General features: G+C 64.5%; 22 protein-coding genes and 2 tRNA genes. 9 read left to right on the top strand and 15 right to left on the bottom strand.

The genetic code is table 11. The annotated features are described in order from the left end of the window. Nucleotides 1-33: 33 nt before the first annotated feature. Nucleotides 34-585, top strand: a complete 552-nt coding sequence (locus LOY51_RS06745; RefSeq protein ID WP_125463004.1) for a glutathione peroxidase — start codon at nt 34-36, stop codon at nt 583-585. Here the strand turns inward: LOY51_RS06745 and LOY51_RS06750 are convergent. Further along, nucleotides 545-853, bottom strand: a complete 309-nt coding sequence (locus tag LOY51_RS06750; RefSeq protein WP_258645341.1) for a DUF2798 domain-containing protein — start codon at nt 851-853, stop codon at nt 545-547. The two genes, LOY51_RS06745 and LOY51_RS06750, sit on opposite strands and share 41 nt — an antisense overlap. A gap of 115 nt (nt 854-968) precedes the next feature. On the opposite strand from LOY51_RS06750, the gene LOY51_RS06755 reads away from it, so the two are divergent. Beyond that, entirely contained in the window at nt 969-1898 is a 930-nt protein-coding gene (locus LOY51_RS06755) for a LysR family transcriptional regulator (protein ID WP_125857742.1), read from the top strand. 43 nt (nt 1899-1941) lie between these two features. On the opposite strand, the gene LOY51_RS06760 is transcribed toward LOY51_RS06755, so the two are convergent. The 3 genes from LOY51_RS06760 to LOY51_RS06770 form a co-directional block, all read right to left on the bottom strand. Further along, nucleotides 1942-3219: an OmpP1/FadL family transporter gene (locus tag LOY51_RS06760; RefSeq protein WP_125463007.1), complete on the bottom strand. Its 1278-nt coding sequence runs from the start codon at nt 3217-3219 to the stop codon at nt 1942-1944. A gap of 146 nt (nt 3220-3365) precedes the next feature. After that, entirely contained in the window at nt 3366-3848 is a 483-nt protein-coding gene (locus LOY51_RS06765) for a hypothetical protein (protein ID WP_125463008.1), read from the bottom strand. A gap of 245 nt (nt 3849-4093) precedes the next feature. Next, complete coding sequence (locus LOY51_RS06770; RefSeq protein ID WP_125463009.1) at nt 4094-4318, bottom strand: hypothetical protein; 225 nt, start codon at nt 4316-4318, stop codon at nt 4094-4096. A gap of 942 nt (nt 4319-5260) precedes the next feature. Here LOY51_RS06770 and LOY51_RS06775 point away from each other — a divergent pair. Further along, nucleotides 5261-5674 (top strand): tetratricopeptide repeat protein, encoded by a 414-nt coding sequence (locus tag LOY51_RS06775; protein ID WP_125463010.1) that lies wholly within the window; start codon nt 5261-5263, stop codon nt 5672-5674. 299 nt (nt 5675-5973) lie between these two features. Then, on the top strand, nt 5974-7332 hold the full coding sequence (locus LOY51_RS06780; protein WP_190306077.1) for a DNA recombination protein RmuC: 1359 nt from the start codon (nt 5974-5976) through the stop codon (nt 7330-7332). On the opposite strand, the gene LOY51_RS06785 is transcribed toward LOY51_RS06780, so the two are convergent. Then, on the bottom strand, nt 7304-10780 hold the full coding sequence (locus LOY51_RS06785; protein WP_258645346.1) for a hybrid sensor histidine kinase/response regulator: 3477 nt from the start codon (nt 10778-10780) through the stop codon (nt 7304-7306). The two genes, LOY51_RS06780 and LOY51_RS06785, sit on opposite strands and share 29 nt — an antisense overlap. Before the next feature lie 231 nt (nt 10781-11011). Next, nucleotides 11012-12202, bottom strand: coding sequence for an MFS transporter (locus LOY51_RS06790; protein WP_258645347.1), 1191 nt, complete (start codon nt 12200-12202; stop codon nt 11012-11014). Nucleotides 12203-12361: 159 nt separating this feature from the next. On the opposite strand from LOY51_RS06790, the gene LOY51_RS06795 reads away from it, so the two are divergent. Next, a complete protein-coding gene (locus LOY51_RS06795; RefSeq protein ID WP_258645350.1) occupies nt 12362-13501 on the top strand; it encodes a TDT family transporter in 1140 nt (379 codons plus the stop codon). Nucleotides 13502-13507: 6 nt separating this feature from the next. On the opposite strand, the gene LOY51_RS06800 is transcribed toward LOY51_RS06795, so the two are convergent. After that, a complete protein-coding gene (locus LOY51_RS06800; RefSeq protein WP_258645353.1) occupies nt 13508-14077 on the bottom strand; it encodes a LemA family protein in 570 nt (189 codons plus the stop codon). A gap of 1 nt (nt 14078) precedes the next feature. After that, nucleotides 14079-15185, bottom strand: a complete 1107-nt coding sequence (locus tag LOY51_RS06805) for a hypothetical protein (RefSeq protein WP_258645356.1) — start codon at nt 15183-15185, stop codon at nt 14079-14081. Between the two features lie 211 nt (nt 15186-15396). Between LOY51_RS06805 and LOY51_RS06810 the strand changes: the two genes are divergently transcribed. Then, nucleotides 15397-17271: an MFS transporter gene (locus LOY51_RS06810; RefSeq protein WP_125857748.1), complete on the top strand. Its 1875-nt coding sequence runs from the start codon at nt 15397-15399 to the stop codon at nt 17269-17271. A gap of 19 nt (nt 17272-17290) precedes the next feature. Here the strand turns inward: LOY51_RS06810 and sugE are convergent, their stop codons facing one another. From sugE to rdgC, 3 genes are all read right to left on the bottom strand, one after another. Then, the gene (sugE, locus tag LOY51_RS06815; RefSeq protein ID WP_023631604.1) at nt 17291-17608 is read right to left on the bottom strand and encodes a quaternary ammonium compound efflux SMR transporter SugE; all 318 of its coding nucleotides are present in this window, start codon (nt 17606-17608) and stop codon (nt 17291-17293) included. A 205-nt stretch (nt 17609-17813) separates the two neighbouring features. Continuing rightward, nucleotides 17814-18779: a bile acid:sodium symporter family protein gene (locus LOY51_RS06820; protein ID WP_258645360.1), complete on the bottom strand. Its 966-nt coding sequence runs from the start codon at nt 18777-18779 to the stop codon at nt 17814-17816. Between the two features lie 132 nt (nt 18780-18911). Continuing rightward, a complete protein-coding gene (gene rdgC, locus LOY51_RS06825; protein WP_125857750.1) occupies nt 18912-19832 on the bottom strand; it encodes a recombination-associated protein RdgC in 921 nt (306 codons plus the stop codon). A 205-nt stretch (nt 19833-20037) separates the two neighbouring features. Between rdgC and LOY51_RS06830 the strand changes: the two genes are divergently transcribed. The 3 genes from LOY51_RS06830 to LOY51_RS06840 all read left to right on the top strand — a co-directional run bounded on the left by LOY51_RS06830 (nt 20038) and on the right by LOY51_RS06840 (nt 22081). Then, nucleotides 20038-20113 (top strand) — tRNA-Val (locus LOY51_RS06830). Between the two features lie 13 nt (nt 20114-20126). Beyond that, nucleotides 20127-20203 (top strand) — tRNA-Asp (locus LOY51_RS06835). 171 nt (nt 20204-20374) lie between these two features. Beyond that, nucleotides 20375-22081 (top strand): molecular chaperone HscC, encoded by a 1707-nt coding sequence (locus LOY51_RS06840; RefSeq protein ID WP_125857751.1) that lies wholly within the window; start codon nt 20375-20377, stop codon nt 22079-22081. On the opposite strand, the gene LOY51_RS06845 is transcribed toward LOY51_RS06840, so the two are convergent. The 4 genes from LOY51_RS06845 to LOY51_RS06860 all read right to left on the bottom strand — a co-directional run bounded on the left by LOY51_RS06845 (nt 22075) and on the right by LOY51_RS06860 (nt 26495). After that, nucleotides 22075-24714 carry a J domain-containing protein gene (locus tag LOY51_RS06845; RefSeq protein ID WP_258645364.1) on the bottom strand — a complete coding sequence of 880 codons (2640 nt, stop codon included), beginning with the start codon at nt 24712-24714 and terminating at the stop codon, nt 22075-22077. The two genes, LOY51_RS06840 and LOY51_RS06845, sit on opposite strands and share 7 nt — an antisense overlap. Next, complete coding sequence (locus LOY51_RS06850; protein ID WP_258645367.1) at nt 24711-25403, bottom strand: DUF1266 domain-containing protein; 693 nt, start codon at nt 25401-25403, stop codon at nt 24711-24713. The genes LOY51_RS06845 and LOY51_RS06850 overlap by 4 nt, the downstream gene beginning before the upstream one ends. Nucleotides 25404-25518: 115 nt before the next feature. Then, the gene (map, locus tag LOY51_RS06855) at nt 25519-26295 is read right to left on the bottom strand and encodes a type I methionyl aminopeptidase (protein WP_125463022.1); all 777 of its coding nucleotides are present in this window, start codon (nt 26293-26295) and stop codon (nt 25519-25521) included. Further along, nucleotides 26292-26495: a ParD-like family protein gene (locus LOY51_RS06860; protein ID WP_110993070.1), complete on the bottom strand. Its 204-nt coding sequence runs from the start codon at nt 26493-26495 to the stop codon at nt 26292-26294. Before LOY51_RS06860 ends, map begins: the two co-directional genes overlap by 4 nt. Nucleotides 26496-26682 lie beyond the last annotated feature (187 nt).

Raw genomic sequence — 26682 nt, forward strand, 5'->3', positions numbered from 1 at the left:
GCAGGAAGCATTTTCCTGCAGGAGCACCCCTTGATGCATGCACGCTGGCTGACCTTACCCCTGCTGGCCCTGGCCGCCGCGACTTCTAGCTGGGCTGCTGACTGCCCGGCCTTGCTGCAGGGCAGCTTGCCCGAATTGCGTGGCAAGGAGCAGATCGACCTGTGCCAGCGCTTTGCCGGCAAGCCGCTGGTGGTGATCAATACCGCCAGCTATTGCGGCTTCGCCCCGCAGTTCGAAGGGCTGGAAACGACCTACAAGGCCTACCACGGCCAAGGGCTTGAGATGCTGGGCGTGCCGTCCAACGACTTCAAGCAGGAAGACGCCGACAGCGAGAAGACCGCCAAGGTCTGCTACGCCAACTACGGTGTGACCTTCACCATGACCAAGACCCAGCCGGTACGCGGCAAGGATGCGATCCCGCTGTTCGTCGAGCTGGCGCATCAGAGCAGCGCACCGAAGTGGAACTTCTACAAGTACGTGGTGGACCGCAAGGGCAAGGTCATCGGCAATTTCTCCAGCCTGACCAAGCCGGATGATCCGGCGTTTACTGCGGCGATCGAGAAGGCGATTGCGTCGCAGCCGTGAGCTGGCCTGAATAAGGGTGCACCGTCAGCGCCACCAGGCGCACAACCAGTGGCCTTACCATCAGCACACAAACAAAGGCCACCGGCATCGCCAGCTGGTAGGCCTTGAGCACCTTGCTCAGGTAATCGTCACCCACCCCGGCGGTGGCCGCGGTGATCACGAAGCACATCAGCATGGCCATGATCCCCGACATGAAAAAGGCAAACACATAGGGTGTCGCACCTGGATGCAGCTTGCGTCGGGTGCGCAGGGTAAGGGGCTCGTTCATGGCGATTCCTGTTCGAAAGGTGAGGGCGCAGGTTAGCAATGACTGCCCAGGCGCCTGTAGACCTTGCCCAGTGTGTTCTTTATAAAGAGATTCTTACGAATCCGAAGGGCACGACATGGACCTGCTCAACGCCATCCGCAGTTTCATCAAGGTGGTCGAGGCCGGCAGCATTGCCGGGGGCGCCCGCGTGCTGGGGCTTAGCCCGGCAGCCGTCAGCCAGAACCTGGCGCGCCTGGAGGCTCACCTGCAGGTCCGCCTGCTGTCGCGTACCACCCGCAGTATGGCGCTTACACCGGCAGGCAGCCTGTACTACGCGCGGGTGAGCCATATCGAGCGTGACCTTGCCCTGGCCGAGCAAGCCGTGGCCACGCCCGACAGCGAACCGCAGGGCAGGTTGTGCATTGCCTCGAGTTCGGCCTTTGGTCGGCATGTGCTGGCGCCGCTGATCCCGGCGTTTGCCGCGCGCTATCCGCAGCTTTCGATAGAGTTGGTGATGACTGACCGCAAGGTCAATCATGCCCGCGAGGACGTCGACGTCAGCCTGCGCATCACCCCGCAGCTCGAAGATCATCTGCTGGCCCGGCATATCGCGCGTATTCCCTTCATCTGCTGCGCCTCGCCCGGTTACCTGGCCGCCAACGGCTGGCCGGTTACGCCTGAGGCGCTGCGCGAGCACCGCTGCCTGGTGTTCCGCTACCCGGTGGACGGGCGCTTCCTGCCCTGGGGGTTCATGCGCGATGGCCTGCGTTTCGAGGCGCAGTTCGGACCGGTACTGATCAGTGACGACATCGATGCCCTGACCCAGATGGCACTGAACGATGGCGGTATCACCCGCCTGGCCGAGTTCATCACGCGACCGCACCTGGACGCCGGGCGGCTGGTGCCGTTGTTCGAGTTCAGCGACGACACCCAGGCCTACGCCCAGACCGAGCCGATGGATGTCTACCTGTGCCTGGCGGACCGCCATGCCATGACCACCAAGGTGCGTGCTTTCATGGCGTATCTGCAGGACTGTCTGGGCGACAGCTGGCACGTGCAGGCATGAAAAAACCGCCACGAGGGCGGTTTCTTCATGCTGCGGCAGTGACTCAGAAGCGGTAGGTGAGGGATGCACCGATACCGTGGGCACTGTTTTCGTACTTGGCCTGATAGGTGCCCTTGGTCGGGCTTGCCAGGTTGACCTTGGTGTCTTCCTCCCACAGGTAGGAGTAGGCCACGTCGATGGTCATGTCGTCGGTCGGGCTGTAGCCGGCGCCCAGGCTGAAGATCTTGCGATCGCCAGTAGGAATGCGCGGCGAGCGGTCCTGGTTGTTGGTCGGCGACTGGTCCATGGAGAAGCCTGTGCGCAGGGTCCACTCCTTGTTCACCTTGTAGGCCGCACCGATGGCGCCAGCCCAGGTGTCATGCCAGTTCTGCTCCTCGGTGATGGTGCCCAGCCCGCGCCCGACCGGGCTGGCGGCAACCTGTGCCGGCAGCTCGTTGGTGACGGTGATGTCTTTCAGGCGGCTCCAGCGGGTGAAGGTGGTGCCTGCGTACAGGGTCCACTGGTCATCCAGCTCGTGAGTGATCGAGAAGTCGGCCGACTCCGGCGTCTTGATCTTCAGTTCGGCGTCGAACTTGCTGCCACTGAACGGGCCGAGGAGCGCGTTGTTGACCTTGGTATCGCCTTCAAGCTTGTAGTCGACCATCGAGTGGTAGGTCAGGCCGATGCGGGTGCGGTCGGTGGCCTGGACCATGATGCCGATGTTGTAGCCGACGGCGGTGTCGTCGCCCTTGATCTTCACTTCGCCGTCATTGCGGCCAGGGGTGAACGGGTTGACGGTGTTCGAGCCCAGTTCGCCCTTGATGCGGTTGATGGTCGGACCGAAGCCGATCGACACCTTGTCGTTGAAGGCATAGCTGATGGTGGGCTGGAAGGTCACCACTTCGACGTGGCTCTTCTTGCCCCAGTAGCGTGCGGCGTCGCCGCTGCCATAGTCGGTAACCAGGCCGAACGGTACGTATACACCGAAGCCGACGCTCCAGTTATCGTCGATCGGCTTGACGTAGTAACCCATCGGCACGCCGACGACCGGGACCATGTCACCGTCGGTTTCCCCCCCGAGGTTGCTGCCACGGCCGGAAATGTCGGATTTTGCAAAGATGGCTGCGCCACCCACGGTGATTTGTTCGCGCTTGAGGCGCGCCATGCCCGCCGGGTTGCCGTACACGGTGCTGGCATCTTCGGCAGAAGAAGAACGACCCGCGAAACCTGTCCCCATGCCGCTGACACTTTGTTCGTTCAGCGCGAAACCGCTGGCGAGCAAGTGGCTGGAAGCGAGGGCAACGGCAATACCGAGGGAGGTTTTGAGCATTGCTTTTTTCATTATTAGAAACTCCTTGGGATCTCCGGGGCGGAAAGCTACCAACAAATCTCGCTCCACGCTATAGGCTGTATCGCCGGAGATAGAGCGGTTTTGTAGGACAATCCGACCAAAATTCCTTTTTTCCGGGGTGTATACGAGAACGACTCTCAGAACGGTTCTGTCGCGACGGGTTCGATGCAGTGCTGCCAGGCCCTGGCGAAGTCACGCAAGCGGCCCTGGGGGTTGAAGGTCTGGCGCCAGATACGCGCCAGCCCCAACAGGTCGTCGGCGGCGGGTAGCGGGGTGGCCTGCTCCTCGATGAGCATCCAGGCAATGGCGGTGGCGTAACGCAGGTTTACCGTGAGTTCCAGGTGCGGCCCGCCGAGGAAGGCGTGCTGGCTGGCCAGGCCACGGACCAGGCTGGCCAGCTCGGGGTCACGGGCGAGGAATTGGTCCCACAGGCAGCGGTGGCGGTGCTCGGCAATGCGGTAAAGGCCGTGGCCGCGCCGGTCGTGCAAGGCGGAGCCCAGTGCCGACTGGCTGGCGGCAACGCCCAGTAACAATGCTTCGGCGCTTTCGCAGTGGCGGTTCAGGTAGATCAGCGTTGGCCGGATCACGTATCGACTCAACTCGTTCGCAGCGATGCCCATGGTGCCCTCGAACAGATCAGGACCGACGGGCGCTGGAGCTTGGCAGCTGGTGAGTGGTCAGGCCCGTCGGAAGCGACCACGGCCGCTCGAGTTGAAGTGTAGTGTGATAAGCATGGTGTAAAGGGCTGTTTTTAAATCGATTGCTGCCTGAGGTCGCGGGGCATATGCCCGCTGGCAATTAAGCCAAGAACCGTCAGGCAGCTTGCATGGGCATGGATTCATGGCATGAATCGCGCGCCATTCATTCATGCAACCAGCGACTGGCGGGTGCGCTCGATCACTGCCTGCAAGGGCTCGGCGCGGGTGTACTGGTCCGGGTACAGGCGCTCGGAGTGGCAAGCGACGCCATACTCGTCGACCAGGGTGAAGCTGAAGCTGCCCTTGCGGGGCGCTACGATCAGGCACTTCAGTGGAGCGAAGGCTTTGGAGAGGGTGCCAGCGGCAACCTGAATTTGATGATGGTTACTCATATTGTTGGATGTTCCTGCGTAAGACACGGTGTTTGATCCGTGCACAATAGAAACGTTCCAGTGACGTCTTTATTAAGGAGACGCAGAACCTGACTGGAACAGGGCAGCCAGAGTGGCGCAAGCAAAGGTGGGCGCTGGGCTGACTGGTAGGTACGACAAAAGGCAGGCAGCACACCGGGGCCAGGGTTCGAGGCACCGGGGAAGATCCTGATCAATCTGAGACGTGATTCGTGCTTGAGCAGCGTTGGCTGCCAAGTGGATCATCGAATGGGCCGGTCCTGATGGGGCATTGCCTGCTCGTGGTCGAGGGCGTATGCAAGGACTGTGTGGCCGGAATTGACTTTCAGCTGGGTACTAACAGGGCGCACCCTACACGAATGTTCGAGGGTTGGCAAGCATCCAGTTGTTTTCAGCGAAGCCGGCCATTATGTCGATTCTTGTCGGTGCTGTGAAGAGGGGAGCTGCCCCATCGAATGCCTGGATGGCCTGTTTTCGAGCACGCCCATGCCGTTTGATGGTGCACTTGTACACATTTGAGACACTGGCTGTTAGCCCCGTGCAACAGGCTGCAAACGCTTCGCCAATGACTTGACTGCAAGCTTAAGTCAATGAAAAAAAACACTAATTTTTACTGGTGAAAAAATCGACAGTTTGACTGTAAGCCCCGGTTCATAGGGGTTTGCGGGCTTCATGAGGGGGTTGTCCACCGAGTTATCCACAGCTTCTGTGGATTGTCACGAGCACTTGCTCTAGCACGGGCGTGCCAGCAGTTTGGGCAAGTGTCCGACAATCGGGGTGGTGCAGCGGGGGTGGAGATACGCCTCGCAAAAACGTCAAGAAAAAAACATGAAAAAAAATCGATCCTGGCCGAAAGTCTGCCGGGCCGTAGCGAAAAAAAAAGAGTAGAGTGGCGCGCCTCTTGAGTCACCTACGCTGTCGGTCATGAAGTTTCGCGGTAAACACCTCGCCAGTCCGGATACATCGTTGCCCCCCAAAAAACACTTTTCCCTGAAAGTTGCCTTGTGGCTGCTCGACAGCCCGCGCCTGGGCGACAAGCCCAGCGTCAAGCACCTAGCCGGGCGTATGCTCAAACAGCCGGCCCGCCAGGGTGTGGTGGTGGCCCAGAGCCGCCTGGGGCAGATGCTGTGCCGCGACTGTGGCAACGCCCGCGACCGGCGCATCGGCCACGAGCTGCTGCGCCAGGCTGCACGTGCCGGTGATCGCCGCGCACAGCTGGAGTACGGGCGTGCATGTCAGGCCCAGGAGCCCGAGCAGGCCCGTTACTGGCTGGAGCTGGCGGCGGGGCAGGGCTCACAGGAGGCGCGGCGGTTGTTGCGCCAGTGGGGCGACAGCTGATCGCGCTGCGCACTGTGGGAGCAACTGTCTTACGGTAGGAGCGGCCTTGTGCCGCGAAAGGCCCGCTCCTACAGCTGTCGTGTGGTACATCAGTGCAGGCTCGCTCCGCGATGAGGCCTCGCAGGCAACCTGATCAAGCTGCTGATAAGCTGCGCAGCATTCGCAAAAGATCGTTCGGGGTAACCATGGCAGTGGATCTGGCCAGCATTCTGCTGGGGTTGGTGGCGGGTGCCTTGCCCTGCCTGGGATGGGTCATGCAGGTTCAGCGCCGCCAGGGTGCCCGGGACGCAGAGCGGGCCTTGCTCGAAGAGCGCCTGAGCAGTGCCCAGTTGGCCCACGAAGGCCTGCAGGCCCAGCTTGACGCCGGCCGCGACGAGATCAGCGATCTGAGCGAAGCCAACACCGTCAAGCAGGCCCAGTTGGCCGCCCTGGGGCGCGAGCTGGAGCTCTTGCAGATCGACCGCGACAATGCCCGCGACGCCGCCCACGCCTGGAGCCTTGAGCGTGCCAACCGTGAAGCCGAGCTGCGCCGCTTCGAAGCGCAGGCGGCTCGCCTGGAGGCCGAATTGCGTGAGCAGCAGGAAAGCCACCAACAGCGCCTGGAAGACCTGCAGCAAGCGCGTGACACCCTGCGCGCCCAGTTCGCCGAAATGGCCACGAAGATCTTCGACGAGCGCGAGCAGCGCTTCGCCCAGACCAGCCAACAGCAAATGGGCCAGTTGCTCGACCCGCTCAAAGAACGCATCCAGGCGTTCGAAAAACGCGTCGAGGAAAGTTATCAGCAGGAGGCCCGCGAGCGTTTCTCGCTGGGCAAGGAACTCGAGCGCCTGCAGCAGCTCAACCTGCGCCTGTCCGACGAAGCCACCAACCTCACCCAGGCGCTCAAGGGCCAGAAAACCCAGGGCAACTGGGGTGAGCTGATCCTCGAGCGGGTGCTGGAGCACGCGGGCCTGGAAAAGGGCCGCGAATACCAGACCCAGGTCAGCCTCAAGAGCGCCGATGGCGAGCGTTTCCAGCCCGACGTGCTGATCATGCTGCCGGGCGACAAGCAGGTGGTGGTCGATGCCAAGGTCAGCCTTACCGCCTACCAGCAGTTCGTCAGCAACAACGACGAAGCCGCGCTCAAGCAGCATGTGCTGTCGCTGCGCAACCATGTCAAAGGCCTGTCGAGCAAGGATTACAACCGCCTCGATGGCCTGCACAGCCTCGATTTCGTGCTGCTGTTCGTGCCGATCGAGGCGGCGTTCTCGGCGGCGCTGCAGGCTGAGCCGAACCTGTTCCAGGAAGCCTTCGACCGGCAGATCGTGATCGTCAGCCCGACCACCCTGCTGGCCACCCTGCGGGTGATCGACAGCCTGTGGAAGCAAGAGCGGCAAACCCAGAACGCCCGCGAGATCGCCGAGCGCGCTGGCTGGCTGTACGACAAGTTCGTGTTGTTCATCCAGGACCTGGACGAACTCGGCGCCCGCCTGCAACAGGTCGACAAGGCCTACGCCGCAGCGCGCAACAAGCTCTGTGAAGGGCGCGGCAACCTGGTCAGCCGCAGCGAGCAGCTCAAGCTGCTCGGCGCCCGGGCCAGCAAGAGCCTGCCGGCCGAATTGATCGAGCGCGCCTTGAGCGACGAAGCGGTTACTGAACCAGGCTCAGATGCCGATTGAGCAGGGCGCGCAGCGCTGCGGGCTTGACCGGTTTTGCCAGGTAGTCCAGGCCGGCGGCATGGACCATGGCGATGGTCTCGTTGCGCCCGTCGGCACTGATCACCACCCCCGGTACCGGCTCGCCCAGGCGCGCCCGTAGCCAGCCCATCAGCCCGGTGCCGGTCTCGCCATCGTCCAGGTGGTAGTCCACCAGTGCCAGGTGCGGGCGCAGCCCCTTGGCCAGCAGCGCCTCGCATTCGGCCTGGTTGCGGGCGGTCCACACCTGGCAGCCCCAGCGGCTGAGCAGGCTGTTCATGCCGATCAGGATGCTGTCTTCGTTGTCCACGCACAGCACCTGCAGCCCGGCCAGTGGCTGGCCTGGCTGCTCCATCGGTGCCGGCGTCGCCGGTGCGGCGCTGCGGGCAATCGGCACGCTGACCCGGAACACGCTGCCCTTGCCCGGCCAGGAGCGGACTTCCAGCTGATGGCCCAGTACCCGGCACAAGCCGTCGGCAATCGCCAGGCCCAGGCCTAGGCCTTTTTCGGCGCGGGTCTGGTGGCTGTCCAGGCGTTTGAATTCCTGGAAGATCACCGCCAGCTTGTCGTCGGCGATGCCCGGGCCACGGTCCCACACCTCAAGCCACAGGCGCTCGCCCTGGCGCCGCACGCCCAGCAGGATCGGGCCCTTGCCATAGCGCAGGGCGTTGGTGAGGAAGTTCTGCAGCACCCGGCGCAGCAGCTTCATGTCGCTGTCCACCCGCAGGCGGCTGCCGCGCAGGCGGAACGCCAGGCCTTTTTCGGCGGCCAGCAGCTTGAACTCGGCACCGAGGGTGTCGAACAGCTCGTTGAGGGCAAAAGCTTTGACGTCGGGGGTGACCTTGCCGTTTTCCAGGCGCGAGATGTCCAGCAGGTCGCTGATCAGCTCTTCGGCCGAGCGCAGCGAGCTGTCCATGTGCTGCACCAGCTGCCGGGCTTCGTCGTTCATGCCCTCGGCCTGCTGCGACAGCGCGGCGGAGAACAGCCGCGCGGCATTGAGCGGCTGCATCAGGTCGTGGCTCACGGCAGCGAGGAAGCGGGTCTTGGACTGGCTGACGGCCTCGGCGCGGCTCTTGGCCTCGGTGAGCGCCTGGTTGAGCTGCGACAGCTCGTGGGTGCGCTCGGCCACCCGCTGCTCCAGGCCTTCGTTGGCGTCACGCAGGGCCTGCTCGGCTTCGCGGAACGGGGTGATGTCGGTGAAGCTCATGACGAAACCACCGCCGGGCATCGGGTTGCCGATCAGCTCGATCACCCGGCCATTGGGGAACAGCCGCTCGGAGGAGTGCGCCCGGCCCTGGCGCATCCAGTGCAGGCGCCGGGCCACATGGACCTGCGCTTCGCCCGGGCCGCACAGGCCGCGTTCGGCGTTGTAGCGGATGATGTCGGCGATCGGCCGGCCGACGCTGATCAGCCCGTCAGGGTAGTTGAACAGCTCCAGGTAGCGCCTGTTCCAGGCCACCAGGTGCAGGTTCTGGTCGACCACGCTGATGCCCTGGTTGATGTTCTCGATGGCGCCCTGCAACAGCGCACGGTTGAACTGCAGCACCTCACTGGCCTCGTCGGCGATGCGCACCACGTCCTCGAGTTGCATCTCGCGGCCTTCGATGGCCGCCTTGACCACTGCGCGGGTCGAAGAGCTGCCGAGTACCCCGGCGAGCAGGCGCTCGGTGTGTTCGATCCAGTCACCGTCAGCGTTCTGGTTGGGGTTGAAGCCCTTGCCCTGGCGGTAAGCGAAGCGGATGAAGCTCTGCCGGGCACGCTCTTCGCCGACGAAGCGCGCGGCCAGGTTGAGCAGGTCGTCGATCTGCACGGCCAGCAGCGGCTTGCTGCTGGGGCGGGCGCTGGTCTGCTGGCCGATGAAGCGCCCGGCCTGCCAGTGTTCCGAGACCCGCGTGCGCGACAGGATCGAGACCCAGGCGAACAGGGTGAAGTTGCCCGCCAGCGACAGCACCACGCCTTGGGTGAGCGGGGTGATCGGCAGGTCCAGCGGGTTGCCGTGCAGCCAGGCCAGTCCCGGGAACAGCGACAGCGACCAGCCCAGGCTGTGGGCGGCGATCGGCAGCACCAGGGTGTAGAACCACAGGAAGATGCCGGCGGCCAGGCCTGCAAACACGCCGCGGCGGTTGGCCTGTTTCCAGTACAGCGCGCCGAGCATGGCCGGGGTGAGCTGGGTCACGGCGGCGAAGGCGATCTGGCCGATGGTCGCCAGGCTGGCGGTGGAGCCGAGCAAGCGGTAGCTCACATAGGCCAGTAGCAGGATCACCACGATGGTCACCCGGCGCACCGAGAGCATCCAGTGGCGGAACGCTTCGAACGGCCGCTCGGCGTTGTTGCGGCGCAGCAGCCAGGGCAGCAGCATGTCGTTGGAGACCATGGTCGACAGCGCCACGGCCTCGACGATGACCATGCCGGTGGCCGCCGAGGCGCCGCCGATGAAGGCCAGCAGCGCCAGGCTCGGGTGGGCTTCGGCCAACGGCAGGCTGATCACGAACGAGTCGGAGATCACCGTGCCCGGCAGCAGCATCTGCCCGGCCAGGGCGATGGGCACGACGAACAGCGCGGCCAGGGCCAGGTACAGCGGGAACACCCAGCGTGCCAGGCGCATGTCCTGGGGTTCGATATTCTCCACCACGGTGACGTGGAACTGCCGGGGCAGGCAGATGATCGCCATCATCGCCACGGCGGTCTGCACCACCATCGACGGCCAGTTGATGGTCTCCTGCCAGTAGCTTTCCAGGTGCACCGACTGGCGCGCCTGGGTGAACAGGTCGTCGAAACCGTCGTACAGGTTGAACACCACGAAGGCGCCCACGGCGAGGAACGCCAGCAGCTTGACCAGCGACTCGAAGGCGATCGCCAGGACCATGCCGCGGTGGTGCTCGGTGACGTCCAGGCTGCGTGTGCCGAAGACGATGGCGAACAGCGCCAGCACCAGCGACACCACCAGCGCGGTGTCCTGCACCCGGCTGCCGGTAGCGTCGGCGTTGGCGCCGATCAGCAGGTTCACCCCCAGCACGATGCCCTTGAGCTGCAGGGCAATATAGGGCAGCACCCCGACCAGGCAGATCAGCGCCACCACCACGGCGAGGGTTTGCGACTTGCCGTAGCGGGCGGCGATGAAGTCGGCGATCGAGGTGATGTTCTGCTGCTTGCTGATCAGCACCATCTTCTGCAGCACCCAGGGCGCGAAGATCAGCAGCAGCACTGGGCCCAGGTAGATCGGCAGGAATGCCCACAGTTGCTCGGCGGCCTGGCCGACCGCGCCGAAGAAGGTCCAGCTGGTGCAGTACACCGCCAGCGACAGGCTGTACACCCAGGCACGCAGCTTCGGCGGCAACGGGGTGCTGCGGCGGTCGCCGTAGAAGGCGATGGCGAACATGATGGCCATATAGGCCAGGGCGACCACGGCGATCAGCCCGCTGGACAACGACATGCAAACTCCGGAGCAAAAAATGAAACGCGGTCACGATCAATCAGTCTGGCACGCAGGGGCGGGTTCGTCAGCGCCGACGTTGGTCGCAGTGGCAGGACGTCGCAGGCAGTACAGTCAGCCTGTGCGGTCCCTTCGCTGGCAAGCCAGCTCCCACAAGTACAGTGCTTGCCCCAAGAAATGCGCGGAACCTGTGGGAGCTGGCTTGCCAGCGATAGGGCCCTGATAGGTAGCCTAGAGCTGCTGGGCCCCGCGCGTGCCCAACCAGTAGAACACCGCCGCCAGCAGCACAGACCCGATCAACAGATAGAACACCGACGCCGGCGCCATGTACCCCAGGGCCAGGCCCACCAGCATCGGCCCCAGCCCCGCGCCCAAGTTGGAGAGGTTCTGCGCGCCGTAATAGATCCCACGCAGATGTTCCGGTGCGATCAGGTCGATGAACATGAATTCGGCGGGAATGACGATGATTTCGCCCAAGGTGAACACCAGCATGGCCAAGCACCAGGCCACTGCAGAGCCGGCCAGGGAAAACCCCAGCAGCCCGGCGACGAACATGGCCATGCCGGCCATCAACCAGGGCATCAGGTGCTGGCGGGCCATGCGCCGGCCGATCAGGTACTGCAGGGCGATCACCGTGAGGGCGTTGGTGGTCACCAGGTAGCCCACCAGCCGCGCCACTTCGGCGGGGTCGTGGATGCTCACCACCAGGTATTGCGACAGGTAGGCGGTGAACTGCCCGAACACCACGGCGCTGAGCACGCCGCCCAGGGTGAAGCACACCAAGCGCCGGTCGCGCAGCATGCCCAGGGCGACCTGGATGAAGCCTGCCGCCGGCGCGCCCTTAGCCTGGCTCGACAGGCTGCGTTCGCCCAGGCGGTGATAAGCCAGGCTCAGGCCCAGGCCAATCAGTGCCGACACCAGGAACGGCAGGTGGTCGTCGGCTTCGATCAGCAGCACCCCGAGCATCGGCCCGGCGGCCCAGGCGATGTTGTTGAAGGTGTACTTGATGGCGAACACCTCGCCGCGCTGGTCTTCGGGCAGCAAGGCGCAGAACCCCGCCTTGGCGGCAATGTCGACCACGGTCTGGGCCAGGTTGGCCACCACCAGGAAACAGAAGAACAGCACTGCCGAGGTACTGGCCACCATCCCCGCGATGGCCAGGGCGAACACCAGCGCGCTCGCCACGATCAGCGTGTGGCTGCGCAGCGTGTCGACCAGGTGCCCGCCATACAGGCTCAGCAACGAGGCCAGGAACATCGCGCCACCGACCAGCAGGCCCGTCTGGCCGATCGACAGGGCCATGTGCGCGGACAGGTAAACCACCAGATAGGGCAGGGTGATCGCCCGGGCCGTGGTCAGGGTGAAGGTGGTGAACAGCAGCAGGCGGACGGCGGCAGGGTAGCTTTTAAGGGCGCGCAGCATCGACGGATCCTTGTCTTTGTTAGCGGCCAAGCATATGCCAGGCGGCATGCCATGGGCTATATCTTTAAAATCGATAACAGTTAGAGAAATTACCCGTTATATAGATATTCTTCAAAGGCATAAGATGAATTCACCTTACACAAGGCCAGGAGACAGCCCATGCCATGCACCCAGACCCGCGCACCTTCATGGCGCCCGTTCAGCCAATTGGCCCATCCCCGCGAGGTGATCCGCCAGTTCACCCCCAACTGGTTCGCCGCGACCATGGGTACCGGCGTGCTGGCACTGGCCTTTCACCAGTTGCACATCCCGCTGCTGGACAGCCTGGCCGAAGGGCTGTGGTGGCTGACCATTGGCCTGTTCGTCTTGTTCTGTGTCTTGTATGGCGCCCGCTGGGTGCTGTTCTTCGACGAGGCCCGGCGGATTTTCGCCCACTCCACCGTGTCGATGTTCTTCGGCACCATCCCCATGGGGCTGGCCACCATCCTCAATGGCGCGCTGGTGTTCGGCCTGGCGCGTTGGGGCGAGGCGGTGGTGCCGTGGGTCGAGGGCCTGTGGTGGTTGGATGTGGGCCTGGCGCTGCTGTGCGGGGTGGCCATCCCCTACCTGATGTTCACCCGCCAGGAGCACAGCATCGACCAGATGACCGCGGTGTGGCTGCTGCCGGTGGTGGCTGCCGAAGTCGCCGCCGCCAGCGGCGGGCTGCTGGCGCCGCACCTGGCGGACGCTCACGCACAGTTCCTGGTGGTCATCACCAGCTATGTGATGTGGGCGGTGTCGCTGCCGGTGGCGTTCAGCATCCTCACCATCCTCATGCTGCGCATGGCCTTGCACAAACTGCCGCCGGCCAACATGGCGGCCTCCAGCTGGCTGGCCCTGGGCCCGATCGGCACCGGTGCGCTGGGCATGCTGGTGCTCGGTGGCGACGCGCCGGCGGTGTTCGCCGCCAATAGCCTGGGCAGCCTGGGCGAGGTGGCCCGTGGCCTGGGCCTGGTGGCCGGTATCGTGCTGTGGGGCGCGGGGTTGTGGTGGTTGCTGACGGCGGTGCTGATCACCCTGCGCTACATGCGCCAGGGCATGCCGTTCAACCTGGGCTGGTGGGGTTTTACCTTCCCGCTGGGGGTGTATTGCCTGGCCACTCTGAAACTGGCGGCCTGGCTGCAGCTCGGCTTCTTCAGCGTGTTCGGTCAGGTGCTGGTGGTGGCGCTGGCCATGCTCTGGGCCCTGGTGGCCAGCCGCACCTTGCGCGGGGCGTGGCGCGGCGAGCTGTTCGTGTCGCCGTGCATCGCGCAGCGCTGATCGGCCTTACAGGTTGGGTGTGTAGTCGAAGGCGCTGGCGGCCTGGATATCGGTGAACGGGGTGACGGCCGCATGCTTGTTCATCACGCTGTTGACCAAGGAGCCTGGGAACATCTGGATGCCGTTGTTGAAGCGCTCCACTTCGCCGTTGAAGATCACGATGGCCGCGCCGACGTTCTGTTGCTGCTCGGCGATTTCACGCATGAGGTTGTTCATCAGCTCCGAGGCCTTGAGCTCGGGGTAGGCCTCGAAGGCCACGCGCAGCCCGCCGAGCAGCGAGCGGGTGGCGTCCTCGGCCTTGGCCAGGGTCTTGCCGTCCGCCTCGACAGGCAGCTCGGCAATGGCGCTGCGCAGGCGGGTGATCCCGGCCAGCACGCCTTGTTCATGGTCGCGGTACAGGCCGGCCTGCTCTTGCAGCGCATCGAGCACCTTGGTCTTCTGCCGCTCATAGGTCAGCACATCGGCCCAGGCGCGTTTGACCCGGTTATGGTTGCCGACGATGCCGTTGTACAGGCTGATGACGATCAGCGGCACGCCAATCAGCACGGCCAGCAGGATAAGGGCGAAAAGGTCCATGTCAGTGCTCCGTCTGTAGCTGTGCCGGGGTAGGCGCAGTGAAATTGTCGTCGTGCTGCTCGGCCAGGGTGTGCACGGCGTCGAGCAGGGTGCTGAGCTGTGGCAGGTGCACGCCGTGGTCGATCAGCAAGCGGAAATCGCTCGCTCGGGGCAGCTCGCATGTGAGCTTGAAAGCGAGCGGATTGTCGTTGCTGCTCAGGCACAGGCGCCCGTGCCGCGAAAACTCCAGGTTGGGCTTATCGAGTTGGCGATGCAGGTCGAGCAGGTGCAGTACCGTTACCGGCTTGGCGAAGCGGGCGCAGGCCATGGCCGAGCTGCCGGTGAGGCTGAAAGCGCGGTCGAAGTCGCTCGATGCGGTCTTGAAGCGGTGCTCCATGTCGACCATGGATGAGCGGCCTCCGCTACCGCCGCCCAGGGCGATGCCCTGCACCCAAGGGAAGTCGATCACCAGGCTGTAGCGATCGTATTCCTGGTAGGAGGTCACGGTTTTCGAGGTCGTGCCGCCCTTGCCATCGGACTCGGTTTCCTGGTGGGTCTGCTTGTCCACGTAATGCAGGTGGTACCAGCGGTAGTCGAAGCTGTGCAGCCGGCCTTGATAGTGACCCTGCACGGCGCGGCGCAGGAAGCGTTTGTGGTTGCCGCGCACATAGTCGCGAAACTCGGTTTGCAGGCCCTCGAGCAACTGGCTGTCAGTCACCGGGATTTCCTGCAGGCCGGCGGTGATCAGGCTGGAGCGCTCGGCCAGGTCGTGGGCGAGGTTGGGGATGAGCTTCCTGCGCTGGTAAAGGACGACCAGGCTGATCGCAGCGGCGCCGAGCAGGCCGAGCGTGAGGTTGGATGCAAGCTGCGGCAGGCTCTGGCCCAGCAGATTGGCCAGCGGCGCCAGCAGCGGCTCGTAGGCCTGCAGGTAGCCTGCGATGCTGGCAATCGCCAGAGGCCCACAGAGCAGGGCAATCAGCCAGGGCAAGCGGTTGTCGAACTGCATGTTGCCGTAAAAGGCGGCCATGGCGTCCACGGCGACCAGCAGTTGCTGCTTGGTCGTGGCCGTGCGTGCGGTGTGGCTGGCCGCCTGCAGCGTGCGCTTGAGCCGGGCGTTATGGGTATTCAATTGAATCAATGGCTGGCCTTCATCCCTGTTCAGTTCGGCCCCAAGGGGCGCACCTTCCGTGTTGCTGAGGGGCGGCAGTCTGCCAGCTTCGCGGTTGCCGTTCCATCGTGCCGGCCAACGGGCTTGCCTTCATCGTCCATTCCCGTGCAGATTTGTGGCTTTATGCGCTGAACGTGCCTCCAATGACAAAGCCCAATCAGGTACACGGACGATGAGTCACCCCTCGCAATTCACCCTGCTCGGCAAGCGGCGCTTTTTGCCGTTCTTCATTACCCAGTCGCTGGGCGCGTTCAACGACAACCTGTTCAAGCAGTCGTTGATCCTGGCGATCCTCTACAAGCTGAGCCTGGAAGGCGACCGCTCGATCTGGGTCAACCTCTGCGCCTTGCTGTTCATCCTGCCGTTTTTCCTGTTCTCGGCGCTGGCCGGGCAGTTCGGCGAGAAGTTCGCCAAGGACCGGCTGATCCGCGCGATCAAGCTGGCCGAAATCGTGATCATGGCTGTCGGTGCCATCGGTTTCATCACCAGCCATCTGGAGCTCATGCTGCTGACGCTGTTCGCCATGGGCACCCACTCGGCGCTGTTCGGCCCGGTGAAGTACTCGATCCTGCCCCAGGCCCTGCGTGAAGAAGAACTGGTGGGCGGCAACGGCCTGGTGGAGATGGGCACCTTCCTGGCGATCCTCGCCGGCACCATCGGCGCCGGGGTGATGATGTCGGCTTCCAGCTACGCCACGGTGGTGGCCGGCGGGGTGGTCGGCACTGCCGTGCTCGGCTACCTGGCCAGCCGCTGGATCCCGCGGGCGGCGGCAGCGGCACCGGAAATGAAACTCGACTGGAACATCTTCAAGCAGTCCTGGGCCACCCTGCGCCTGGGCCTGGGGCAGACCCCGGCGGTGTCGCGCTCGATCGTCGGCAATTCGTGGTTCTGGTTCGTCGGCGCCATCTACCTCACGCAGATCCCGGCTTACGCCAAGGACTGGCTGCACGGCGACGAGACCGTGGTGACCCTGGTGCTGACCCTGTTCTCGGTGGGCATCGCGGTGGGCTCGCTGCTGTGCGAACGCCTGAGCGGGCGCAAGGTGGAGATCGGCCTGGTGCCGTTCGGCTCGTTCGGCCTGACCTTGTTCGGCCTGCTCTGGTGGTGGCATTCGGGCGATGTGCCGGCAGGCGCGGCGCCGCACAGTTGGCTGGACTTGCTGGGCATGAGCCAGGCCTGGTGGATCATGGCCTCGATCGTCGGCCTGGGCATCTTCGGCGGCTTCTATATCGTGCCGCTGTACGCCTTGATCCAGGCGCGTACCGCCGAAGGCGAGCGGGCCCGGGTGATCGCCGCCAACAACATCCTCAATGCGCTGTTCATGGTGGTGTCGGCGATCGTCACCATCGTCCTGTTGAGCCTGGCCAAGCTGAGCATCCCGCAGCTGTTCCTGGTGGTGTCGCTGCTCAACATCGCGGTCAACGCCTACATCTTCCGCATCGTGCCGGAATTCACCATGCGCTTCCTGATCTGGCTGCTCAGCCACTCGATGTACCGGGTGCAGCACCGCGAGCTTGAGCGTATTCCCGATGAAGGTGCGGCGTTGCTGGTGTGCAACCACGTGTCGTTCGTCGATGCGTTGCTGATCGGCGGCGCCATTCGCCGGCCGATCCGCTTCGTCATGTACTACAAGATCTACAACCTGCCGGTGCTCAACTTCATCTTCCGCACCGCTGGCACCATCCCCATCGCCGGGCGCGGCGAGGACGAAGTGATTTATGAACGTGCCTTCGCCCGCATCAAGCAGTACCTGGCCGAGGGCGAGCTGGTGTGCATCTTCCCCGAGGGCAAGCTCAGTGCCGACGGCGAGATCGATGTGTTCAAGGGTGGGGTCAGCCGGATCCTTTCGGAAACGCCAGTGCCGGTGATACCGCTGGCATTGCAGGGGCTGTGGGGCAGTTTCTTCAGTCGCGACCCGAACAAGGGCTTTTTCAAGCGCCTGTGGTCGCGGGTGACCCTCGTGGCAGGCGCCGCTATCCCGGTGGAAGCGGCGCAGCCCGAAGCGCTGCGCGAGCAGGTGAGCCTGCTGCGCGGCGATGTGCGTTAGGAAGGGATAAGGCGCAAGGTCAGCTTGCGCTGACCTTCAGGCCAACCAGGCCGGTGATGATCAGGGCAACACTGGCCAGGCGGATCAGCGCCATGGATTCACCGAACAGGATGATCCCGGCAATGACGGTACCCACGGCGCCCACGCCGGTCCAGATGGCGTAGGCGGTACCCAGCGGCAGCTCTTTCATGGCCAGGCCCAGCAAGCCAAGGCTGATGACCATGGCGCCGACGGTCAGCACGGTGGGCAGGGGGCGGGTAAAGCCGTCGGTGTACTTGAGGCCGACAGCCCAGCCGACTTCGAACAGGCCGGCGAAGAACAGGATGATCCAGGACATGGTGTGTCTCCATCTATTAATGATGGGGCCGTCCCCGATACGATCACGCGCAGCGTCGTGAGGTCGTCCTCACAGTGCGCACTATATTGCCCATTTGCCGAGGCCGGGGCAAGTCTCAGGGATCGGTGGTTGCCTCATCGCCGGCAAGCCGGCTCCCACAGGTGTGGGAGCCGGCTTGCCGGCGATGAGGCCGGAGCAGGCAACATCAATTGCTGACAGAGGCGGTGCTCTCAACCCCGGGCGAAGGCTCCTCCATCCGCCTGAACCAGGTCGACAGCAACGCCCCGGAGATGTTGTGCCATACGCTGAACAGCGCGCTGGGCACCGCCGCCAGGGGCGAAAAATGCGCCGCCGCCAGCGCCGCGCCCAACCCCGAGTTCTGCATGCCCACCTCCAGCGCCAGCGACTTGCGCTGGGCCAGTGGCAGCTTGCACAGCTTGCCGGTGAGGTAACCGAGCAAAAAACCGAAGCTGTTGTGCAGGATCACCACCGCCATGATCAGCAGGCCCGATTCGGCAATTTTCGCCTGGCTGGCCGCCACCACCGCGCAGACGATCATCACGATGCTCACCACCGACACCAGCGGCAGCACTTGCACCGCCGCGTGCACCCGCGCGCCGAGCAGGCGCTGGGCCAACACGCCGAGCACGATCGGCAGCATGACCAGCTGCAGGATCGACCAGAACATGTCCATGAACGAAACCGGCAGCCAGGCCGAAGCCAGGAACCAGATCAGGGCCGGGGTGAGCAGCGGGGCGAGCAGGGTGGTCACCGCCGCGATCGCCACCGCCAGTGCCAGGTCGCCCTTCGACAGCCACACCATCACGTTGGACGCTGTGCCGCTCGGGCAGCAGCCGACCAGGATAACGCCCACGGCGATCTCCGGCGGCAGGTGAAACAGCTGGCACAGCAGCCAGGCGACGCCGGGCATGATCACGAAGTGCGCCACCACCCCCAGCGCTACCCGCCAGGGCTGGCGGGCGAGGGCGGCGAAGTCGTCGAGCTTGAGGGTCAGGCCCATGCCGAACATCACCAGGCCCAGCAGCGGCACGATGGCTACCTTCAGGGCGATGAACCACTGCGGCATGAGGAAGGCCAGGCAGGCGAACACCAGCACCCACAGGGCGAAGGTGTTGCCGACGAAGCGGCTGAGGGCGGCGAGGGCGCGCATGGCGGGGGGAAACCTCCGGTTTCAGCTTCAAGCTCCAAGCTTCAAGCTATAAGAAGAAGCGGTGCCCGAGCAGGCACCGCAGTTGCTGTGGCTTTTTCTTGTCGCTTGCAGCTAGAAGCTTGCCGCTGTTCTTCAAACTCCCTGCGGAATCTCCTCGCCACCCAGCGCCTCGAACAGCGCCGGCAGGAACTCGTTGAAGGTCATCATCATCAGCAGGAAGCTGGCATCGAACTGTTGCTGGGCTTCGTCACCGCCGTCCTGCTCGGCCTGCTCCTGCAGCAGCTCCTCGAACTTCAGGCGCTTGATCACGGTCTTGTCGTCGAGCACGAACGACAGCTTGTCCTGCCAGGCCAGGGCCAGTTGCGTGACCACCTTGCCGGTGCTCAGGTGCAGCTGGATTTCCTCGCCGGTCAGGTCCTGGCGTTTGCAACGCACGATGCCGCCGTCTTCTGCCTGGTCGCGCAGCTCGCATTCGTCGAGCACATAGAAGTCCGCAGCCGGCGCCTGGGCCTTGACCCATTCGGTCATGGTCGCCACCGGGGCAATCTTGACGCTCACCGGGCGCACCGGCAGCGAGCCCATCACTTCACGCAGGGTCGACAGCAGGTCTTCGGCACGCTTGGCGCTGGCCGAGTTGACCAGGATCAGGCCCTGGCGTGGGGCGATGGCGGCGAAGATCATCGAGCGGCGGATAAAGGCGCGCGGCAGGAAGGCCTGGATGATCTCGTCCTTGATCTGGTCGCGTTCCTTCTTGTAGACCTTGCGCATCTGCTCGGTCTCGATCTCTTCGACTTTCTCCTTCACCGCATCGTTGACCACGCTGCTGGGCAGGATGCGTTCTTCTTTACGCGCGGCGATCAGCATGAACTCACCGCTGACGTGCACCAGTGGTGCGTCCTCGCCCTTGCCGAACGGGGCGACGAAACCATAAGTGGTCAGTTCCTGGCTGGCGCAGGGGCGGGCCGGCTTGCTGGCCAGGGCAGCTTCCAGTGCTTCAGGCTCGAACGGGACATCCTGGGTCAGGCGGTAGGTCAGCAGGTTCTTGAACCACATGGGGGGCAATCTCTCCTCAATACATAAGGCGGGCATTATTCTCCGAGCGGTGGGTTCAGGCCAACCCTGTCAGAGGGCCAGCACCACGCTATAAAGGAAGAAAACAGCGGCTGCGCTAGGTCCTTGAAAATTATTCAAAAAAAATTAAAAAAGTGCTTGCCAGGGTACAGGCTCCTCCGTAGAATGCGCACCACACCGAGACGAAGGGTGATTAGCTCAGCCGGGAGAGCATCTGCCTTACAAGCAGAGGGTCGGCGGTTCGATCCCGTCATCACCCACCACTCGATGTATAGCGCGGCGGTAGTTCAGTCGGTTAGAATACCGGCCTGTCACGCCGGGGGTCGCGGGTTCGAGTCCCGTCCGCCGCGCCATATTAAGCTTCAGGGCCCACTGAACACCCTGAAGCAACAGAGAAAGCGACCTTAGGGTCGCTTTTTTTGTTTCTGGCCTTCACCGGTGAGCCGGACCGGCCAGAATCCCCTGTCCGCCGCAAGTGGCCAGCAGGCCGTGCGCCGGTTCTTATCGCCAGCACGAGACCGACCATGCAGGATGCCAGCCTCTCTCCCTCCGCGACCCAAGCCGCGCCCCTACTCGGTATCGACCTTGGTACCACCAACAGCCTGATTGCCGTCTGGCGCGATGGCGCCGCACAACTGATCCCCAACGCCCTTGGCGAAGTGCTGACCCCCTCGGTGGTGAGCATCGATGAGGATGGCAGCATCCTTGTCGGGCAGGCTGCACGGGCGCGCCTGACCACCCACCCACAGCTTACCGCCGCAGCGTTCAAGCGCTTCATGGGCAGTGACAAGCGCTATGCGCTGGGCGAGCACCACTTCACACCGGAAGAGTTGTCGGCCCTGGTGCTGGGCGCACTGAAGCAGGATGCCGAAGCCTACCTGGGTTGCCCGGTGAGCGAGGCGGTGATCTCGGTGCCGGCCTATTTCAGCGACGAGCAACGCAAGCGCACGCTGTTTGCCGCCGAGCTGGCCGGTTTGACCGTGCAACGCCTGATCAACGAGCCGACCGCCGCTGCCATGGCCTACGGCCTGCACGAGCAGAAATTCGAGCGCACCCTGGTGTTCGACCTGGGCGGCGGCACCTTCGACGTCACCGTGCTGGAGTACGCGCTGCCGCTGATCGAGGTGCATGCTTCCACTGGCGACAACTACCTGGGCGGTGAAGACTTCACCGAGGCCTTGCTGCTGGCCTGCCTGCGCGACTGGAACCTCGCCCTCGAAGACCTCGAAGGCCAGGCCCTAGCCAGCCTGCGCGACGCCATCGAACAGCTCAAACGCGAAGCGGGCGAGGGCAGCTGCACACTGAACTGGAATGGTGACGGCCAGGCCCGCGAATGGGTGCTCGACGAACTCAAGCTGCAAGCCATCTGGGCGCCGTTGCTGGCGCGGGTGCGTACCCCCATCGAGCAGGCCCTGCGCGATGCCCGGCTGAGCCCGCGCGAGCTGGACAGCCTGGTGCTGGTCGGCGGCGCCACGCGCATGCCGCAGGTGCAGCAACTGGTGGCCAAGCTGTTCGGCCGCCTGCCGTACCGGCACCTGGACCCGGATACCATCGTCGCCCTCGGCGCCGCCAGCCAGGCTGCCTGCAAGGCCCGTGACGCGGCCATCGACGAACTGATCCTGACCGATGTATGCCCCTACACCCTGGGTATTGCTTCTTCACGGGGCGAAGACGTCACCGGCGCGTTCTCGCCGATCATCGAACGCAATACGGTGATCCCCACCTCCAAGGTGCAGCGCTTCTACAGTAGCCATGCCGAGCAGAAATTCGTCCGTATTGCCGTGTACCAGGGCGAGCGGCCGTGGGTGCGCGACAACATCCTGGTCGACAGTTTCGAGATCCCGCTGCAGCAGACCGGCCAGATCCAGCCGCTGGACGTGCGTTTCAGCTACGACATCAATGGCCTGCTGGAAGTGGACGTGACCTTCCTCGAAAGCGGCCAGAAGCACAGCCACAGCATCGACCGCAGCCCCACCGGGCTGGATGCCGACGCACGCCAGGCCAGCCAGGAGCGCCTGGCCAAGCTGAAGATCCACCCGCGCGACACCCTGCCCAACCGCACCCTGCTGGCTCGCCTTGAACGCGCCTGGATGCAGAGCCTGGGCGATGAACGCGAGCTGATCGGTGGCTGGCTGGATGCCTTCAACAACGTGCTGGCCCGCCAGCAGGCCAGCGAGATCAACCGCGAGCGCCAGGCCTTGAGCCAGGCGCTCGACGAACTGCGCTACTGACCGTTGAGGCGCCGCAGGGTGGCCTGCAGGCTGTCGTCCAGCAGCCCCGGCTGCCCCGGCGCCGAGCCATAGCGGTTCGGCAGCCGGTCGCCGGGCAGGCCCAGCAACAACAATGGCACTACCGGCAGCAGGCGGCTGAGCAGCACCAGCAGGACCAGCGAGGGGATGCCCCGACCCAGATCGCGCAGGCGCCTGAGCAAGGCACTGATCAACAACCCGATGACCACCACCATCAGCGCTGGCACCGTCAGCATGAGGCTGTAGCACAGGGCGATGGCCACCAGGTGCAGGCCGAAGCCTGTGCGGTCCAGGCGGCTGTTGAGCTTCCACACGGCCCAGAACGGCGTGGGTTTGCTCTGCAGGTCTTTGAGCAGCATGCGCTCGGACCAGCCCAGCAGCGCCATGATTGCGCAGCGCAGGCCCAGGTGCTCACGCGGGTTGTCCTTGTGCTTTTGCAGGGCGCGCAGTACGCGGGTTGTGGGGCGTGTGCAGCGCTCCAGCAGAGCGTCCAGGGCCTCCAGCAGGTCGCTCACCAGGCGCCTGTCGATGCCATGCTCGCGCAGCACCCAGTTTGGTACCGTGCGAGTCTTGCCCTTGAGCAGGTCAGCGCGCCAGGGCGCGAACCAGTCGCCCGTTACCTGTATCGCCTCAAGCCGCTCGCGCAGTTGGCTACGCAGCGCCTCGTCAAGCGAGCGGTCGTGGTACAGCACTGCGCAAAACAGCAGGTAGCCCAGCGGGTTCTTCGCGAGCACAGAGCCGTCATCGTTGCCCAGGCATTGCGCCAGTTGCTTGGCGCTCGGCAGGCGGTCGCTGTTCAGCGCCTGCTGCAGGTTCGCCATGCGCGCTGCGACCTGAGCCTGCAGCGGATCGCTGGGGTCCAGGTTGCCGAGCAGGCCGCCGCTTGGGTGGCGCAACAGCAAGGCATGGGTAGCGGCGAACGGATGCTCCTGCGGGTACTGCAACTGGCCGGGCAAGGCCGGGTCGATCAGCGCCAGCCAGCGAGTCGGCTGGTCGATCATGGCCAGCATGAACAACTGCTGGCGGTGCCATTGCCATAGCGCTTCGCCCTCGGGCATCGCCGGTAACACCACGCCGTCCTCGGCCAGGCGGCCCTGCAGATGCAGGGCGAACGGCACGGTGAACATACGTGGCATGTTGAAGTGATTGTTGAGTTCGTACACCGCCTGGGCCGAGTAGCAGCGCAGGCGCCGCAGCCACTCGCGGCAAACCGGGTGAATCGCGTCTTCGCTCAGGGCTGCGGGCAGTTCGGCGCCTGGCAGGGTGTCGGCACAATACCGCGTCAGCGCCTGGCATACCGGGGCGTGTGACAGCCAGTGCAGTTGCTGTGCGGCCTGGCGCTGGAAACCTTCGAGAATCAAAGCGTCGAGCGGGTCTTCGCTCGGGTGTTGGGCGAGGATCTGCCCCAGCAATTCGGCTTCACCACGTTGCAAGGCCCAGGCCTGCCAGTAGCGCTGGTGCAGGGCGTGCTCGTCTTGCTCTTGCAGCAACCAGGCCAGCAGCGGCAGTTCGTCGTCGCCGTCCAGGCGCCAGTCGACGAAGGTGGCGGCGATGCCGCCCAGCTCAAGGCGCGCCGCTTCGGCCCAGCGCGCCAGGGTCTGCGGCGCTTGCCCCGGGCTTCCCCAGGCCTGGGCCGGGTCGGCCAGCTCGGCGGGCCAGGCGGCAGGCGTGTGTTGCAGGTCAAAGGCCTGGATCAGCAGCGGCAGGCGCTGGGGTTGATGGCGCGCGCACAGGTCGAGCAACCAGCGTTCGGCCTGTGGATGCCGATGCTCACGGTGCAGCCGCAGCCAGCAGTCCAGGGCCTGTTGTTCGGCGCCCAGGGCATCGGCCTGGCGGGCCAGCAGGTAGAGCAGGTCGGCGTCGTCGGGCGCTTGCTGCAAGCGCTCCTGCAGCAGGCCATGGAAGGTGCTGCTGGCAATGCCGGCCTGGCTGAACTGCACCATCAGGCGTTCTACCAGGGCTTGGTCATTGGGCATCGCCAGGCAGGTGTGCACACTGGCGAACTGCTCGTATTCGAACAGCGGGCGCTGGGTGAAGCAGTGCTCCAGGCTGCGCAGGTACCACAGGGTTTCCATTTGCGCAGTCGGTGGCCAGTCACGCATCAGCCCGGTGTCGAACGGGTCCGGCTCATCCAGCCGGCGCAGGAAGGCTTCCACCGGTTGCGGGTTTTCCAGGCGCAGCAGCTGCTGGTCCCAGGCCAGGCGACGGGCCAGCATGCCCGCGCACTGGTGCGACAGCGGGCCGCAGTCGTACAGGGCGCGCAGCAATTGCCAGCTCAGCTCGTCCAGCTCGTCCAGCGGCAGCTCGTCCAGTTCGGCGATGTAGCGCTGCCAGGCCTGCGGGTCGAAACGCAGGGCCGGCTCTTCGAGCAGGGTGTGGAAGCTGATCAGCGCGGGGTGCGCGGCGGCTTCCTCGGCCGGCTGCTCGTTGGCATCGACTGCCGTGGCCTCTTGCTCGCGGGCCAGGCGCAAGGCTTCGTCATAGGCCGCGCGCAGGGCCTTGAAACCTTCCGGGTCGGTTTCGGGGTGGTGGGCTGGCAGCCGGCCACGGTAGGCCAGGCGGATGGCGTCGAGGTCGTTGGTGGGGTCGATCCCCAGACGAATCCAGCAGCTCATGACCAGCAATCCTCTTCCAGCGTGTTGGGGCGTTCCGGTTCGGGCAGTTGCAGGTCCCAGGGCAGGCCGGCGAGCAGTTCATGGGCGCCGTAGCGCAGGTTGAGCAGGATGCAGCGGTTCCAGTGCTCGCTGCCCTGGCGTTCGAGGTTGGCGGCGAAGGTCTCGTCGCTGCTGTCGCTGACGTTCCACAACGCCTTGCCGAACAGGTAGCCGGCCAGGTAGGTGTCCCAGCGGTTGTAATAATGGCGGGCGCGCAGGGCTAGGCGGTAGTGCAGGTAGAGGCTTTCTTCGCGGCTGACCAGGTCGTTCTTGACCCCGGCACGCAGCAAAAAGCTCATGCGCCCCAGGTCCCAGGCGCGGGTGCCGCCGGGGCCGCAGTCGGGGAAGGTGCGTGCGGCGAATTCGTGGCGGACACGCTCACGTGGGCTGAGCCCGTCGAGCAGCGCCTGCCACTGGCTGGGCAGGCAGCGCTGGAATTGCCAGTAGGCCTCGCTCACCTCGGTGGCGTGGCCGGTGTCGGCCATGCCGAGCATGTCCAGCAGTTGCGCACGGTTGCTGATGCCCCACCAGCGTTCCAGGTCGGACTGGTCCTCGCCTTCGTAGTATTCGGCGGCGGTGTAGCTGGCGCCGTTGAGCGCGGCCATGGGCGCGGAGAGGGCAAACAGCCAGCGCTGTGCGGATTCTTCCATGAAAGTCGGTCCTGAGGCTCGGGGAAACTGGCGCGGATTGTAATGCAATGGTTGGCGGTGTGGGGTTGCGCTTTCAGGCCTGTGCAGTCCCCTGTAGGAGCGTTGACTTGAGGGCTCAGTGGCGCTGTTCTTCCGCGCGCAGGGTCAAGACTTCATAGCCACTCTCGGTCACCGCCACGGTGTGTTCCCACTGCGCCGACAAGCTGTGGTCGCGGGTGATCACCGTCCAGCCATCGCGCAGGCTGCGGGTGCCGCGCCCACCCTGGTTGATCATCGGCTCGATGGTGAACACCATCCCGGGCTGCAGCTTCAGGCCAAAACCGGGCTGGCCGAAGTGCAGCACCTCGGGCGCCTCGTGCATCTGCTGGCCGATGCCATGCCCGCAGTATTCGCGCACCACGCTGTAGCCAGCGGCCTCGGCATGGGCCTGGATGGCGTGGCCGATATCGCCCAGGGTCGCGCCCGGGCGGACCTGTTCGATGCCTTTCCAGAGCGCGGCGTAGGTGGTGTCGACCAGCCGCCGGGCGTCTGCGCTGATCTGCCCCAGGCAATACATTTTCGACGAGTCGGCGATATAGCCGCCCTGTTCCAGGGTGATGTCGACGTTGACGATAGAGCCTTCCTTGAGCACCTCGTCGACCTTGGGCATGCCGTGGCACACCACATGGTCCACCGAGGTGTTCAGCGCATAGGGGAAGTCGTACTGGCCCTTGCTCGCCGGGCGCGCCTTGAGGGTTTCGACGATGAAGGCTTCGGCGCGGTCGTTGATCTGCATGGTGGTCACGCCAGGGCGGATGAACCCGTCGAGGTCGGCGAACACCTGGGCCAGCAATTGCCCGGCGCGGCGCATCAGTGCCAGTTGGGCGGCGTCCTTGAGTATCACCTTGCTCATTGCAGCAGTTCCTTGAGGTTGGCTTGTTCCTGGCGCAGCAGCTGGCGCAGCAGTTCCTGGTAAGTGGCCTGGGGGTGCAGCTCGGCGAGCATGCCGAGGCGGATCCAGTGTTCGGCCTGGGCGTTGATCGAGCGCGACAGGGCGGCGCTGGCGATGCGCAGGTCTTCGTGGAGTTCGTCGTTGATCTTGACGATGCCCATGGCTAAGTCATCCGTATATATATGAAACGTATACGAATCATATGCCGAAAGCGTCAAGGCGTGCCACCCGTTGGTGCGTCGATCCCTCTCTCGGTGCATGAGCCAATCGCGGGGCAAGCCCGCTCCCACGCTTTTGACCCTGTGGGAGCTGGCTTGCCAGCGATTGGCCCAGCGCTGGCCTGAGAAT

Origin of the sequence: Pseudomonas sichuanensis, assembly GCF_024749065.1 — a bacterium.
In the GTDB taxonomy this organism is placed as follows: domain Bacteria; phylum Pseudomonadota; class Gammaproteobacteria; order Pseudomonadales; family Pseudomonadaceae; genus Aquipseudomonas; species Aquipseudomonas sichuanensis.